The sequence below is a fragment of the Prosthecobacter sp. genome, from assembly GCF_044222565.1.
Taxonomy (GTDB): Bacteria; Verrucomicrobiota; Verrucomicrobiia; order Verrucomicrobiales; family Verrucomicrobiaceae; genus Prosthecobacter.
Window position 1 is genome coordinate 572,026 of the sequence record NZ_JBGANA010000001.1, and the last position, 12,982, is coordinate 585,007.

The 12,982-nt window shown below is 60.2% G+C and carries 12 protein-coding genes; 4 read left to right on the plus strand and 8 right to left on the minus strand.

The window, feature by feature from the left end; genetic code table 11:
- Nucleotides 1-120 precede the first annotated feature (120 nt).
- From ACILSR_RS02280 to ACILSR_RS02305, 6 genes are all read right to left on the minus strand, one after another.
- On the minus strand, nucleotides 121-702 hold the full coding sequence (locus ACILSR_RS02280) for a D-sedoheptulose 7-phosphate isomerase (RefSeq protein WP_395748100.1): 582 nt from the start codon (nucleotides 700-702) through the stop codon (nucleotides 121-123).
- Nucleotides 699-1,694 carry a bifunctional heptose 7-phosphate kinase/heptose 1-phosphate adenyltransferase gene (locus ACILSR_RS02285; RefSeq protein WP_395748101.1) on the minus strand — a complete coding sequence of 332 codons (996 nt, stop codon included), beginning with the start codon at nucleotides 1,692-1,694 and terminating at the stop codon, nucleotides 699-701. The genes ACILSR_RS02280 and ACILSR_RS02285 overlap by 4 nt, the downstream gene beginning before the upstream one ends.
- On the minus strand, nucleotides 1,691-2,755 hold the full coding sequence (locus ACILSR_RS02290; RefSeq protein WP_395748102.1) for a 3-deoxy-7-phosphoheptulonate synthase: 1,065 nt from the start codon (nucleotides 2,753-2,755) through the stop codon (nucleotides 1,691-1,693). The genes ACILSR_RS02285 and ACILSR_RS02290 overlap by 4 nt, the downstream gene beginning before the upstream one ends.
- Before the next feature lie 355 nt (nucleotides 2,756-3,110).
- Complete coding sequence (gene tsf, locus ACILSR_RS02295) at nucleotides 3,111-3,710, minus strand: translation elongation factor Ts (RefSeq protein WP_395748103.1); 600 nt, start codon at nucleotides 3,708-3,710, stop codon at nucleotides 3,111-3,113.
- 21 nt (nucleotides 3,711-3,731) lie between these two features.
- Nucleotides 3,732-4,424, minus strand: a complete 693-nt coding sequence (gene rpsB / locus ACILSR_RS02300) for a 30S ribosomal protein S2 (RefSeq protein WP_395737256.1) — start codon at nucleotides 4,422-4,424, stop codon at nucleotides 3,732-3,734.
- A 186-nt stretch (nucleotides 4,425-4,610) separates the two neighbouring features.
- Nucleotides 4,611-5,477: an RluA family pseudouridine synthase gene (locus ACILSR_RS02305; protein ID WP_395748104.1), complete on the minus strand. Its 867-nt coding sequence runs from the start codon at nucleotides 5,475-5,477 to the stop codon at nucleotides 4,611-4,613.
- A 79-nt stretch (nucleotides 5,478-5,556) separates the two neighbouring features.
- Between ACILSR_RS02305 and ACILSR_RS02310 the strand changes: the two genes are divergently transcribed.
- Entirely contained in the window at nucleotides 5,557-6,126 is a 570-nt protein-coding gene (locus ACILSR_RS02310) for a c-type cytochrome domain-containing protein (protein WP_395748105.1), read from the plus strand.
- A 2-nt stretch (nucleotides 6,127-6,128) separates the two neighbouring features.
- Here ACILSR_RS02310 and ACILSR_RS02315 read toward each other — a convergent pair whose 3' ends face one another.
- Nucleotides 6,129-6,563, minus strand: coding sequence for a YkgJ family cysteine cluster protein (locus ACILSR_RS02315; RefSeq protein ID WP_395748106.1), 435 nt, complete (start codon nucleotides 6,561-6,563; stop codon nucleotides 6,129-6,131).
- Between the two features lie 179 nt (nucleotides 6,564-6,742).
- Between ACILSR_RS02315 and ACILSR_RS02320 the strand changes: the two genes are divergently transcribed.
- The 3 genes from ACILSR_RS02320 to ACILSR_RS02330 are packed head-to-tail and all read left to right on the plus strand — an operon-like array spanning nucleotide 6,743 to nucleotide 10,325.
- Entirely contained in the window at nucleotides 6,743-9,325 is a 2,583-nt protein-coding gene (locus ACILSR_RS02320; RefSeq protein WP_395748107.1) for a protein kinase domain-containing protein, read from the plus strand.
- Entirely contained in the window at nucleotides 9,322-9,744 is a 423-nt protein-coding gene (locus tag ACILSR_RS02325; RefSeq protein WP_395748108.1) for a SufE family protein, read from the plus strand. Before ACILSR_RS02320 ends, ACILSR_RS02325 begins: the two co-directional genes overlap by 4 nt.
- Nucleotides 9,741-10,325, plus strand: a complete 585-nt coding sequence (locus ACILSR_RS02330; protein WP_395748109.1) for a GNAT family N-acetyltransferase — start codon at nucleotides 9,741-9,743, stop codon at nucleotides 10,323-10,325. Before ACILSR_RS02325 ends, ACILSR_RS02330 begins: the two co-directional genes overlap by 4 nt.
- A gap of 112 nt (nucleotides 10,326-10,437) precedes the next feature.
- Here ACILSR_RS02330 and ACILSR_RS02335 read toward each other — a convergent pair whose 3' ends face one another.
- Entirely contained in the window at nucleotides 10,438-12,744 is a 2,307-nt protein-coding gene (locus ACILSR_RS02335; RefSeq protein WP_395748110.1) for a dienelactone hydrolase family protein, read from the minus strand.
- Nucleotides 12,745-12,982: the final 238 nt, after the last annotated feature.

Sequence of the window (12,982 nt, forward strand, 5' to 3'; positions counted from 1 at the left end):
GGGAAGCCAACCCAAGACTTTCTTAGCACACCGCGGTCACCAGCAGCGTCTTCACGCCACCCCGCCGCAGAAATGCGCTTCGCGTTCCCCACGGCGGTTGCTTCATCCAACGACTTGCTGCTAGGCAACCGCATAAGCCTTCTCCACCACATCGCACAGCAGATGCCCGATCAGCAGATGGCATTCCTGCACCCGTGCAGTGATCCCGGACGGAGCCTTGAAACTCAGCTTCGCCTCAGCGGCGCAATCCGCGCCCTTCTCACCAGTAAAAGCAATCGTAACACAGCCGCGCTTGTTCGCCGCCTGCAGTCCCAGTAGAACGTTCTTGCTCGTGCCTGAAGTGGAAATCCCCAGCACAACATCACCCGGCTGCGCCAGCGCCTCAATCTGGCGCGCGAAGACCGTGTCGTAGCCAAAGTCATTGCTGTGCGCCGTGAGGATCGACGTGTCGGTGGTCAGGGCCAGCCCCGCCAGCGCCGGGCGGTTCACGCGGTAGCGCACCACCAGTTCGGCGGCCAGATGCTGCGCATCCGCGGCGCTGCCGCCGTTGCCAAAGAAAAGGATCTTTTTGCCCGCCTTCAGCGCGGCGAGCCACGCATCGGCCAGCGGCGCGATCTCTTCGCTCATGCGGCACAGCTTGCCGATGGCGTCCAGATGTTCGCTGAGGTGGGCTTTGTAAAGCGGTTCGAATTCGGTGCTCATTTGTCTGAGAAGGCTGCCAGCAGTTCGTCCGGCGTCAATGTGGCGGTGCCCAGCTTGCCAACAACAATGCCGCTGGCGTGGTTTGAGATGTCAGCCGCTTCGCGCAGGCTGTGCCCGCTGGCGAGTGCCAGCGTGAGGAGTGCGATGGCGGTGTCACCCGCTCCGGAAACGTCAAAGACTTCACGCGCGCGTGTCGGGATGTGGTGCGGCTCCTGCCCCCGCTCAAACAGCATCATCCCCTGCTCTCCGAGTGTGACGAGCACGCTCGACACATTCCACTTGGCCAGCAGCACTCGGCCTACTTCGAGCAGTTCCTTGTTTTCCAGCGGCGCTTCCGGCAGCAGATGATCTTCCAGTCCGGCCGCGGCAAACGCTTCCAGCCGGTTCGGCTTCACCAGCGACACCCCGGCCCAGGGCAGCGGATTTCGCGGCGAAGGATCCACAGTGACGATGAGCTTGTGCTCGGCGGCGATCTTCGCCACCACCTGCATGAGCTCCTCGGTCATAAAGCCCTTGCCGTAGTCTTCCAAAATGATCGCATCGAGATTGGGCGCAAGATCACGCAGGCGCTGCTCCACCTCGATGAGTTCGGCGTCGGTCAGCGGCAGCAGTTTTTCGCGGTCCACGCGGACGATCTGCTGCTGGCGCGCGGAGACGCGTGCCTTGGAAATCGTCGGCAGGGTTTCATGCACGAGCAGCGGTGCCGGATCGACCTTGTCTTCAATCAGCAGCGCACGCAGCTTTTCGGCCGCCATGTCCTTGCCCACCCGCCCCATGAGATGGGTGTGCGGAGAAAAGGGGGAGATGTTCCGCGCCACGTTGGCGGCGCCGCCAGGATAAAACTCCTCTCGGGTCACTTCGACGATCGGCACGGGCGCCTCCGGCGAAATGCGCCGCACATGCCCCCAGATGAAATGGTCGAGCATCACATCTCCCACCACCAGGATGCGGCCTTGCGCAAAGCGCTCGAGATGGTCTCGGGTAAAAGTCATTTGCTGCGGCGCGCGCGGACGGCGGCGGCGAGTTCGTCGAGCATGGTCGTCGTGGTTTCCCAGGACACGCAGGCATCAGTGATGCTCTGCCCGTAGGTGAGGGGTTGTCCGGGCTTGGTGTCCTGGCGTCCTTCCACCAGATGGCTCTCGATCATCACTCCGGTGATGGCCGTGCTGCCTCCGGCGATCTGCTCCGCCAGAGACGCGGAAGCGATCGGCTGCTTGCGGTAGTCCTTGAGGCTGTTGCCATGGCTGCAGTCCACCATCACGCTGGCGGGCAGGCCGCGGGCAGTCAGCTGGTCCGCCACATTCTTGATCGAGGCGGCGTCAAAGTTCGTGCCGCCCTTGCCACCGCGCAGGATGACGTGGCAGGCGTTGTTGCCCTTCGTGTTCACAATCGCGGCCACACCGTCCTTGGTCACCGAAAGGAAGCAGTGCTGACCCTTCGCCGCTTCGATGGCGTCCAGCGCCACCTGAATGCCGCCGTCCGTTCCATTTTTAAACCCCACAGGCATCGACAGCCCGGACGCCAGCTGGCGGTGCACCTGGCTCTCGGTGGTACGGGCTCCAATCGCTCCCCACGCGACCACATCGGCAATGTACTGCGGCGTGATCACATCCAGAAACTCCGTGCCCGCCGGCACCCCGCGCTTGGTCAGCTTGATCAGAAGATCACGCGCGCCCCGCAGTCCGGCGTTGATGTCGAACGTGCCGTCCAGATGCGGATCATTGATGAATCCCTTCCAGCCCACCGTGGTGCGCGGCTTTTCAAAATAGACACGCATCACGATCTCCAGATCGGCGCTGTACTTCTCACGGGCCTCGATGATGTGCTGCGCGTATTCCAGCGCCGACTTCGTGTCATGAATGGAGCAGGGCCCCACCACCACAAGCAGGCGGTCATCCTTCAATGTCAGGATGGCCTCGGCACGTTTGCGTGATTCTTCGACAAAGGCGGACTCCAGTTCACCCAGCCGAAACTCATGCATGAGCAGTGCGGGCTGGATGAGGGGGAGAATTTCGGCGACGCGGAGATCGTCAGTGGGATGGGTTTGGCTCACGGCTGAAGAGGGTCAAAAAGCGGGCGTGCAGCATGGAGGTATCTGGCGGCGCTGGAAACCAAAAGTTGAGGGAAGATGCGAAATCCCGAAAACGCGGCAAGCTGCCGCCCATGGTGCCCATGTCTTTCAGGCACCACCAGGCGGTGGAAGTTGGGTCGCGAGCACGACACAGGCACAACCGGCCACTGGTGGGAGTCCACTCATAGCAAATATGCCAATTACGGAAATTTGACACAGGCCGACTATTTTAGCAAAGCTAAATATCCCGATTCCCTCATAAATTGCCGAATCCGATACACAAAAAAAGGCGGTCGTCACCGACCGCCTTTAAGAGTTTTTCTAGTCCAAGCCTGATTTACTGCAGGTCTTCACCCACCGCATACCGCACGAAGCGGCGCACGACGAGGTTCTCACCCAGCTCAGTGATCTTGCCCTTGATCAGGTTCGCAATCGTCAGATCAGGATCCTTGATGAAAGCCTGCTCCAGAAGGCAGTTGTCGGCATAGAATTTCTCCATTTTGCCGTCAACGATCTTGTCCACGATGTTCGCAGGCTTGCCTTTGACGAGCTCAGCGCCGATCTCGCGCTCCTTGGCGATGAGATCCGCGGGGATGTCTTCGCGCTGGAGGTAGCGTGGGTTGGCGGCGGCGATGTGCAGGGAGATGTCCTTCACCAGCGCCTGGAAGTTCTCATTGCGGGCGACGAAGTCGGTTTCGCAGTTCACTTCGATGAGCACGCCGATGCGGCCTGCCATGTGGATGTAGGAGGCGATGATGCCTTCCTTCGTCTGGCGGTCAGCCTTCTTTTCAGCCTTGATGGTGCCGCTCTTGCGCAGGATGGTTTCGGCCTTTTCAAGGTCGCCACCGGCTTCAGTGAGGGCTTTTTTGCATTCCATCATGCCTGCGTTGGTCTTTTCACGCAGGGTCATGACGAGTTTAGCGGAGATTTCAGCCATGGTTGGTTTTGGGGGTAAAAGTTACTTCTTGGCTTCGGCCGTGGCGACGATGACGGGGTCGATCAGCTTCTGCAGGATGATGCGGATGGAGCGGATGGCGTCGTCGTTGGCGGCGATCGGGTAGTCGATGATGTTCGGGTCGGCGTTCGTGTCCACGAGGGCGACGATTGGGATGCCGAGGCGGCGGGACTCATGAACGGCGATGTGCTCGCGGGCGGAGTCAACGATGACCACCGCGTCAGGCACCTTGCCCATGTGGCGGATGCCGCGCAGGTTGCGCTCCAGCTTGATGCGCTCGCGGTTGAGGCCGGCGAGTTCCTTCTTGGACATGAGCTTGAACTCAGGCTTGTTCTCGATGTCTTCGAGGTAGTTGAGACGGGCGATGCTCTTCTTGATCGTCTCCATGTTGGTGAGCGTGCCGCCCAGCCAGCGATGGTTGACGTAGAACTGGCCACAGGCTTCGGAGGCCTGCTTCACGGCTTCCTGGGCCTGGCGTTTGCAGCCCACGAAAAGGATCTTTTTGCCGCGGCGGGCGAGGTCGGCCAGGAAATCAGCGGCCTTGTCGATCTGCTTGACGGTTTCCTCGATGTTGAGGATGTGAATCTGGTTCTTGGTGCCCATGATGAAGCTCTTCATCTTGGGGTTCCAGCGCTTGGTTTGATGTCCGAAATGGACTCCGGCTTCGACGAGCTCGGCGAGGATCTGTGTTGACATGTATTTGGTATCTAAGGCGCCTGTCTTCCGCACGTTTTGGGGGCAAAACGCTCAGCCGCAGGGGCTGATCCGGTCGAACGGGCTTCGGTTTGAATCCTTTGGCCTGACCAACATGGCCCGGCGAAAGGGGTCGCGATGTTACCGGCATCCCCCGCTGCGGCAAGCGGTTTTTCTCCCTCAGAATCGTCACACCAGCTTTGCCAGAGCGTCAGGGAGGGGCAGGACGAAGTCCATTTTTTCCTCGGTGGCGGGGTGGATGAAGTGGAGTTCGCTGGAGTGGAGGGCGAGGCGGCGGGCGGGGTCGGTGGTGGCGCCGTAGGGTTTGTCTCCGACGATGGGGTGGCCCATGTCGGAGAGGTGGACGCGGATCTGATGGCGGCGACCGGTTTCGAGCTTCAGCTCGACGAGGGTGGTGTGGTGGCTGCGCTTGAGCACCTTGAAGTGGGTTATGGCCTCGCGGGTGTCTTCGTCCGGCGGGACGCTGCGGACACGCAGGGAGAATTCCTCATTGAGGTGGCAGCGGAGGGTGCCGGAGTCGCGCTTGATGATACCTTCGGCGACGGCGAGGTAGGTCTTGTCAAAAAGGTGCCAGTTCCGCTGGAGGATGCGTTTGTAAGGCTCGGTTTTGGCGAAAACGATCAAGCCTGAGGTGTCGCGGTCGAGGCGGTGGACGATCCAGACGCGGTTGCGGGCATTGGTGCCGCGGACGTGGTCCGTGAGGGCGGCGTAGGCGGTGCGGCCGTTGCCGGAATCGGTGGCGACGGTGAGCCAGCCGGCTCCTTTGTTCAGCACGATGATGGCCTCGTCTTCATAGATGATGCTGAGTCCCGCCGGCATGGGTTTCACGTCGGCGCGGGGGGCGCGTTCGACCTTGATGGTGATTTTGTCTCCGGGCTTCAGGGGGTGGTCGTGGCGGGTCACGGCCTGATCGTTGACGCGGACGCTGCCAAATTTGAGCCACTGCTTGAGGCGGGTGCGCTTCATGTCCGGCCAGTTTTCGAAGAGAAAAGGCAGGAGTTGAGTGGCAGTGGTGACGTTGCGTTGCTCGGGCATGGGATCACATGCCACGGAAAAAAGATGCTGGCTAAGGAAAAGCGGGGTGGCACGTTCTTGGTCAGTCCCAACGCGCCCCATGTCCCTGCCCCGTTTCATCTTCATCCTGCCGTACCTTTCTGCCCTCGCCACTGCGGCGGACTTTAAGAAGGACATCCAGCCCATTCTGGAGAAAAACTGCTACGAATGCCACAGTGTGAAAACCGGCAAGAAGAAGGCTGGCTTTGTGTTCGACGATCTGCAGACCTTCAAACTGGACATCGCGGACAATGACGTGGCGCAGATCCGTCCCGGTAAGCCGGCGGAGAGCCATTTTCTTGAGATCATTGTCAACGACGGCAAAAACCACATGCCGCCCGACGAGAAGCTTTCCGCCAGTGACATCAAGAAGATCACGGAGTGGATCAGCGAAGGAGCGAGCTTTGACAAAGATGCGCCAAAGCTGGCCCCTGCGGCGGTCAAAAAGTCCCTGCCTCCGATCATGAGCTGGACGAACCTGGAAGGCAAAACCATCAAGGCGGGCTTTGTGCGGCTGGATGGTGACAATGTGGTGCTGCGCATGCCGCTGAACGCCGCCGAGGTCCCCTACCCGCTGGCCAAGCTGTCCGAGGCGAGCCAGAAGCTGGCGCGCGATTGCGCTGCTCCCTGAGGTCACATTTCCGCCAGAGCGGCGCTGACGGCGGTTTCGAGCGGGCGGGAACCGCTGCCGCCGAGACGCTCGTCGAGAGCTTCCAGCCGCTGAATGAGATCCGCGACGTGTTTGCGAGGGTACATGCCGCCGGCCTCGGCACAGAAATGGGTGCGGCAGCCAAAGGGGCGGTGCTTGTAAATGGTGCAGCGACCGTCACGCCCCAGCAGGGGGCAGGCGCCGTCGGGGTGGGGTTTGAGCGCCTTGCGTCCGCTGGCCCTCACACCCATGGCGGCGTACAGTGCCTCTCCCCGGGTAAGCATGGGGGTGTGACCCGCCAGACGGAAATGGCAGCAGCCGGTGCGCATCTCGCACTGCCGGGGCAAAGGCCGGAGTTCCAGATCGGCATAGATCGCCTCCATTTCCTGGCGGTGGTCTGTTGGCTTGGGGTTTTTCATGCGGTGTGCATTCAGAATGGCTGTGCTGGCTTTTGTGGCACGCGATTTTTGCAAAGCGGCATTTGAGATTTGAGATTTCTCATTCCGACCCCATCGTACACACCCGTGATGATGCTCAGGTTCGTTTTTCGCGTCATTCGAAGGGTCAACCATCATCCCAAAAGACATCTGAAGCACGCATGAGTCTGCCCGAAATCGCCGGACATGAATTGCAGGACCTGGTTGGCAGCGGGCGTTGTGGAGCCGTTTACCGCGCGGTGTCCACCAACGGCAAAGCCTGTGCGGTGAAGGTGTTTAGTTCGATGGCGATCAACAGGAAGGCGCTGGCGACGGCCTTCCGTGCCTTGCAGCAGATGCCGCATCATCGCGGTGTACTGCCGGTGGAGAGCTACAGCTTTGACAAAACGCCCTATTTTTGCGTCATGCCGCTGGTGGGGGTGATGACGAAGGACAACCACGGCCGCCGTCAGTGGCAGACGCCGTCTCTCGAGTCCGCCTGCAACGGCCTGCCGCCGGAACAGGCGTGGAGGCACATTTACGAGGTGGCAGACGCTCTCTCCTGGCTGCACAAGCACGGGATCCCGCATGGCAATCTGCGCCCGTGCAACATTCTGCTGGAGGACGACACGGAGTCCTCGATCAGGCTCACCGACATTGCTCAAGGCTGGGTGGGTGGCATTCACCACCTCGAGCTGACGGATCATTTTGTGCATCTCTGCCCGGAACAGGCGGAGAATCCAGACGGCGTTTTCGCAGGTTATGGTCCGTCATGGGACGTGTACAGCTTTGGCGTGCTGGCGTACCGCCTCCTCAACGGGGTGCTGCCGCGCGGAGCCGAGATGTGGGAGAGCGAAGTCGAACGAGCGAGGCAGCAGGCGTCCGCCGGTCTCGCAGTGCAGGTGAACAGCAACGCGCTGCTGCATGCGGTGAAATCCCAGCCGAAGATCTACTGGCCGCAGACGGCGCAGTCCAAGTGGGAGGAACGCCGCCGCAACATCATCGAGCGCGCCCTGGATCTGAACCCGGCGGCACGCTGGACGGACATGCGCGAGATCGTGCGCGAATTTGAAGTGCTGGAAAGCGATTACCTGCTGGAAGAATCGCGCGAACAGACGGTGCGCGAACGGCAGAAGCAGGCGAAGAAGGTGCTCAAACTGCAGACCACAGCGATTGCGCTGCTGACCATCTTTGTGCTGTGCTTTGTGTACGCCTTCGCCACGTTGCGGCGGGCGCAGAAGGCGGAGAGCACCATCTCCAACATCAATGATGTCCACAAGATGGAGCGGGACTCGCTCAACGGCCGGATCGACACACTGATCACCGAGCGTGACACTTCACGCAGCGCCAAAGCCGTGGCGGATCAGAACCTGCAGAACTCGCAGAATGCGGTGGACCAGTTTCTCACCCAACTGCTGCAGACGCCCACGGGCAATGAGATGGAGGCAGGCTTTCAGAAGGAGCAGCTGAAAGACGCGCTGGCGTACTGCATGCGCGGTCTGCCAGCCCTGGAGCAAACGCCCTCTCTGGGCGTCGAACGACTGCGCTCCTATGGCAACATCGGCCAGCTGCATCTGAAGCTGCGCAACACGCCCCAGGCGGTGATTTTCCTGACCAAGGCGCGGGATCAGGCGGCGGAATTGATCAGCAAAGGCTCGGGCGGGAGCAACGAGACAGCGCTTTATCAGCAATGGCTGGGGCGCTACAGCCTGCTGCTTTCTGACATTCGCGGGCGCGAAGGCCGCCATGCCGAATCACTCGCCCTGCTCAAAGAAGCAACCGTCAATCTGGACAAAGGGCTGGCGGCCGACCCCAAGAACCGTCTGGCGCGCAATGAGTGTGCGCGTGCGTGGCTGGAGTACGGACTGCGCACGCTGCGCAATGGCGATGTGGCGGACTCGGAGCAGGCGCTGGCACGCGTGCCGCAGATTCTGGATTCCAAAGCAATGGGGCATGAACTGATCAATGATGAAAAGTTCATTCTTGCCCGGGCGAAGTTTGCGAAAGGCATCAGCCAGCGTGACGCGGGCAAGGTCGAAGATGCACTGAACACGCTGATCGATTCCGTGAAGGACATGGGAGAACTCGTTCTCGGCAGCAGCCCGCGAAATCAGGATCAGGCGCTTTTGCTGGCGGAAGCTTACACCGAGCTGGCGGAGCTTATCGGGCGTCATTTCAGCGGCTCGGACGCCAAGGAGGCGCACAATCAGGCGGTGCCGATCCTGCTGGAGCTCAACCGCCTGCTGCCTGAATGGAGCGAGGTGAAGTATCTGCTGGCCCGCAACTACGGCGCCCTGGCTTCCCTGGCCCGCGACGCCGGCACCCCGGGGGAAGCCAGCAAGAAAAAACAGGATGCGATCGAGCTGGTGAATGAAATCATGGCCGACGACAAGGAGAACGCACGCTACGGCTTCCTGCTGGCGAAACTGCGCGGCGAATATGCCGAACTGCTGGCTGACAACAGCAAGACAGCGGCCGCCATTCCGATCGCCAAGCAAGCCGTCGATTCGCTGGAAGCGCTTATCAAAGCGCAGCCTGCCAATGACAAGCTCACACCCGAGCGCCGCATGTGGACCAGCCAGCTGGCGCAGCTGTATGGCTCGCTGGGCCACACCTGTGAGAGCGCCGGCAAGAAAGCAGATGCCAAGGCCGCCTTTGCCAATGCCGTGGCCATCTGGGAAAAACTAGCCGCAGCGATCGCCAATGACGAGGCCATCCAAACGGGTCTCAACTGGAGCAAGGGCCGCCTCGCGAAGTTGAAATGAGCCTTGATGAAAAACAGCAGTCGCTCATCGACGACCTGAACATCATCCACGATCCGCATGAGCGTCTGAACGCCATTGTCTCGCGTGGCTCTGCGATGAAACTGGATGCTGCGCACAAGACCGAAGAAAAACTGGTGTCGGGCTGCGTTTCGCGCGTGTGGCTGCATGGCGAACTCGTGGATGGCCGAACTCGTTTTACCTGTGATGCAGAATCGCCGATGGTCAAAGGACTGGCGGCGCTGCTGTGCGAGTTGTACACGGATGCTGTTCCCTCTGAAGCCGCCGCGGTGGAGCCACGGGTGTGGACCGACTGTGGCCTCACGAAAATGCTCTCCCCCACCCGCTTGAACGGCCTGGCCAACATGCGGGGCAAAATCCGTCAGATGGCTAACGAGTTCTCCTCCTCCCAAAATCCATGATCCGTCTGCAAAATTTTCACGGCTCCGAACTGGCTTCTCATATTGACGCCCTGGGGGCGCTAAGGATCGCGGTGTTTCATGAGTACCCGTATCTGTATGTGGGCAATATGGAGAATGAGCGTGACTATCTGGGTACGTACGTGAGATCCAGCGGCAGCCTGGTGGTGCTGGTGTTTGATGGAGAGCGAGTGGTAGGGGCGACAACCTGCCTGCCTATGGTGGATGAGGGGCCGGAGTTTAAAGCAGCGTTTGAGCAGGCGGGATACGACCTGTCAAAGATCTGCTATTTTGGTGAATCGATTCTGCTGCCTGAGTATCGCGGCCGAGGGATCGGGAAGGAGTTTTTTGCCAGTCGTGAAGCGCATGCGCGAGCGCTTGGGATGACGAAGAGCACCTTCTGTGCAGTGGACCGTGATGGAAAGCATCCGCTGCAGCCCGAGGGCTACCGCCCGTTGGATGAGTTCTGGCGCAGCCAGGGGTACGTGAAACACCCGGAGTTGCAGGCGACCTTTGTGTGGAAAGAGATCGGCGAAGAGGAGGAGTCGCCAAAGACGCTGACGTTTTGGGTGAAAGAGCTGTAGCCAGACGAAAGCAAGCGCTGGATTTTGAGTGCGCCACAGGTGGCTTGTATCTCAGGGGGCTTGCGAGCAGCCGCACAGGGGACTGTGCGGACCACCATGGGCCTGACATCAATCAGCGCTCCGGCCAGTTGAGCTGCTTGTGGAGGAAGCTGAAGGTGCCTTTGCCGTTGATGGTGTGGCCGCCGTTGAAGAACTCGATCTCGGTGCGCTCCTCCATGCCGAACTGGGCGTAGAGCCAGCGGGTTTTGGCATATTCATAAGCCACCCAGGGATCAATGGAGACGCCATCGTGATGTCCGCGCTCCACCATGAAGGGGCGTGGGAACATGAGGTAGGTGAGCTCGGCATAGCTGAAGGTGCTGCCCATGTTGAAATAGGGCATCTCCCATTCGTCCGTGAACATGAAGCTGTGCTTGTCCTCCGTGGTGGCAACCTTGCGGGTCCAGTCATTGAAGTCTCCGGAGCAGATGGAGAGGCAGTAGCCGTCCAGCAGCGGCGGAACGCGCACGGCCGTCTCGCCACCATAGCTGAGGCCGTAAAAGCCGATGCGTTTGGCATCTACCTGAGGCAGGGAACCGAGCCAGTTGAGCCACTGCTCATGGTGGCGGAGTATGACGGAGAACATGGAGGCCTTCACTGTGTTCCCCTTGCGCGAGAGCGTGCGGTACTGCTCCTCCTCCTTGTACAAATTATGAGGGGCAAGGGTGATGAAGCCGCGCTCCGCGAGGTGAGCGGCGAAGTCGTGATAGGCGGGCTTGTCTCCCTCAATGACATCTGACGGCACGCCATGGCGGCCATGCTGGCAGACGACCACTGGACGCTTCTCATCGGGCTTCAGATCTTTTGGCAGGAGCAGAACACCCCAGGCAAAGCCTTCGCCGCCGACATCCAGCACGACTTCGTAGCCGGTCCACTTTGGCTTGTCATAGATCTTGCGTGTGCGGGGCTTGGGAGTGGGAAGCGGGGAGTCGATCCTGCCGAGAATCTCCTCCGAAAAGGTCTTCCTGAAATTCTTGGTCGCAGCGATGAACTTGTCCGGCTTTTTGTCAGCGAACTGAGCGTAGGTCCAGGCGTCATTGCGAAATTCGGGCATGGCCTTGAAGAGGAAGAAGTCATTGCGGATCTGATCCGACCCGCGGATGAGGCGCTGCACATGGGCTTCGAGTTCCTTCATTTGCGCAAGCTGGCGCACGGCGGGATAGTATGTCTGGCGCAAGTTCTGCGGCAGCTCGCGGGAGAGGCCCATGCTGGTGTCCGTCTTGAGGAGTTTTGCGAGGGCATTGGCCGCGGCGGCGTCTCCGCGGACCAGGGAACGGCGCTGGAAACTCTGAGGCACGAGGGAGTCGATGCGCAGGTATTCCTCCTCCACCTCGTCAAATTCAGGCGTGCTCAGGCGGCCGGGGGCGGCCTGGTTTTTCTTGCCTTTGGGCTCCGGCGGATCATCCACGTCAGGCTCGTCCGCGTACTGAATGACAAGACCCCGTGGGGCGATGAGGGATGCAATTTCGGCATCGCCGAATTCGGCGAGCAGGCCCCACACATTGCGATAGATGGGCTCGCGCCAGGTGCGCTGGCGTGACTTGAAATAACCGCTGACGAGAGTGGCGTCGATGCGCTGGTCAACAGCAGCCGCATACATGGCGATGAGTCCGCCTTCGCCATAACCGGCGACACCGATCTGATCGTGGCGATGAATGCTGATCCAGTCCACGAGAGCCAGGACTTTCTGGACTTCGTAGCCGATGATGTGCCTGCCCATCATGTAGGCCTGACGATGAATCCATTCCCGGTGAGGCATGTTCGTCATGAGGATGGCCGGGTTGCCGGAGCCGGCGTCACTGCGATTGATCAAGACAGGCACGATGACAGCAAAACCGTTCTCCACAAAACGGCGTGCGATCTGTGCCTCCGCCGGCACACCGGGAGCCAGTCCGGCGATCTGTTCCGGCGTCTGGTCTGCGTCCGGCAGGGCAATGATGTAACCCTTGGGCTTGCCTTTGGGCTCCAGCAGCAGGCCTTCTCCCGAAACCTGCTCCAAGACAGGCCAGCGGACCTGGTAGATGCGGTAAGCCTTTGTCTTGCCTACGAGCGCGAGATTTGTCTCATCCCCATAACGCTCCAGTGCCACGGGCACCCGCTTGTCCCTGAGACCGATGATGTGTTTGAAGCGCTCGCGGTTCTCAAGGACCGACGCTGTGTAGGCATTCGCCGAAGACAAGTCGCGATGCCAGTGTTTCGCGCGTGTCTTGACTGAATCAGCGATGAGCTGGTCCATGTCCTCCAGTGCCGCGGCATGCATCTGCTCGGAGATGTCGCCATCTTTGATCAGCGGCTGCGTGTCAGGAAGAGTTTCCGGCTGCTGAGACAAAGCGGTCGCTGCCATGACGAGCAGGGCGGCTGAAAAGAGCGGCAGTTTCATGCAGATCAATCAACTCTCATCGCCCAAGTCTTGCAAGCGGGACAGAATAGGCTGCGGTCCGAAACAAACCAACTCTCAAAAATCTTGTCACATTGCCCGCGAGTTGCCTCAAAAAGAAACACACCGGGGGAGCGTGAACGAGTGAGGCCCTGGCGGAACGTTGCCTCAAAATGAATGACACCGGATGGAGCCCCCACCGGACATGAGTCAATTGAGTCGAAAAGAGTATGTGGCGAAG

Bases quoted from the DNA above. Each gene is read 5' to 3' on its own strand.
- ACILSR_RS02280 (WP_395748100.1), bottom strand. From the start codon at position 702: ATGAGCACCGAATTCGAACCGCTTTACAAAGCCCACCTCAGCGAACAT.
- ACILSR_RS02315 (WP_395748106.1), bottom strand. From the start codon at position 6,563: ATGAAAAACCCCAAGCCAACAGACCACCGCCAGGAAATGGAGGCGATC.
- ACILSR_RS02320 (WP_395748107.1), top strand. From the start codon at position 6,743: ATGAGTCTGCCCGAAATCGCCGGACATGAATTGCAGGACCTGGTTGGC.
- ACILSR_RS02305 (WP_395748104.1), bottom strand. From the start codon at position 5,477: ATGCCCGAGCAACGCAACGTCACCACTGCCACTCAACTCCTGCCTTTT.
- rpsB (WP_395737256.1), bottom strand. From the start codon at position 4,424: ATGTCAACACAGATCCTCGCCGAGCTCGTCGAAGCCGGAGTCCATTTC.
- tsf (WP_395748103.1), bottom strand. From the start codon at position 3,710: ATGGCTGAAATCTCCGCTAAACTCGTCATGACCCTGCGTGAAAAGACC.
- ACILSR_RS02335 (WP_395748110.1), bottom strand. From the start codon at position 12,744: ATGAAACTGCCGCTCTTTTCAGCCGCCCTGCTCGTCATGGCAGCGACC.
- ACILSR_RS02330 (WP_395748109.1), top strand. From the start codon at position 9,741: ATGATCCGTCTGCAAAATTTTCACGGCTCCGAACTGGCTTCTCATATT.
- ACILSR_RS02285 (WP_395748101.1), bottom strand. From the start codon at position 1,694: ATGACTTTTACCCGAGACCATCTCGAGCGCTTTGCGCAAGGCCGCATC.
- ACILSR_RS02310 (WP_395748105.1), top strand. From the start codon at position 5,557: ATGTCCCTGCCCCGTTTCATCTTCATCCTGCCGTACCTTTCTGCCCTC.
- ACILSR_RS02325 (WP_395748108.1), top strand. From the start codon at position 9,322: ATGAGCCTTGATGAAAAACAGCAGTCGCTCATCGACGACCTGAACATC.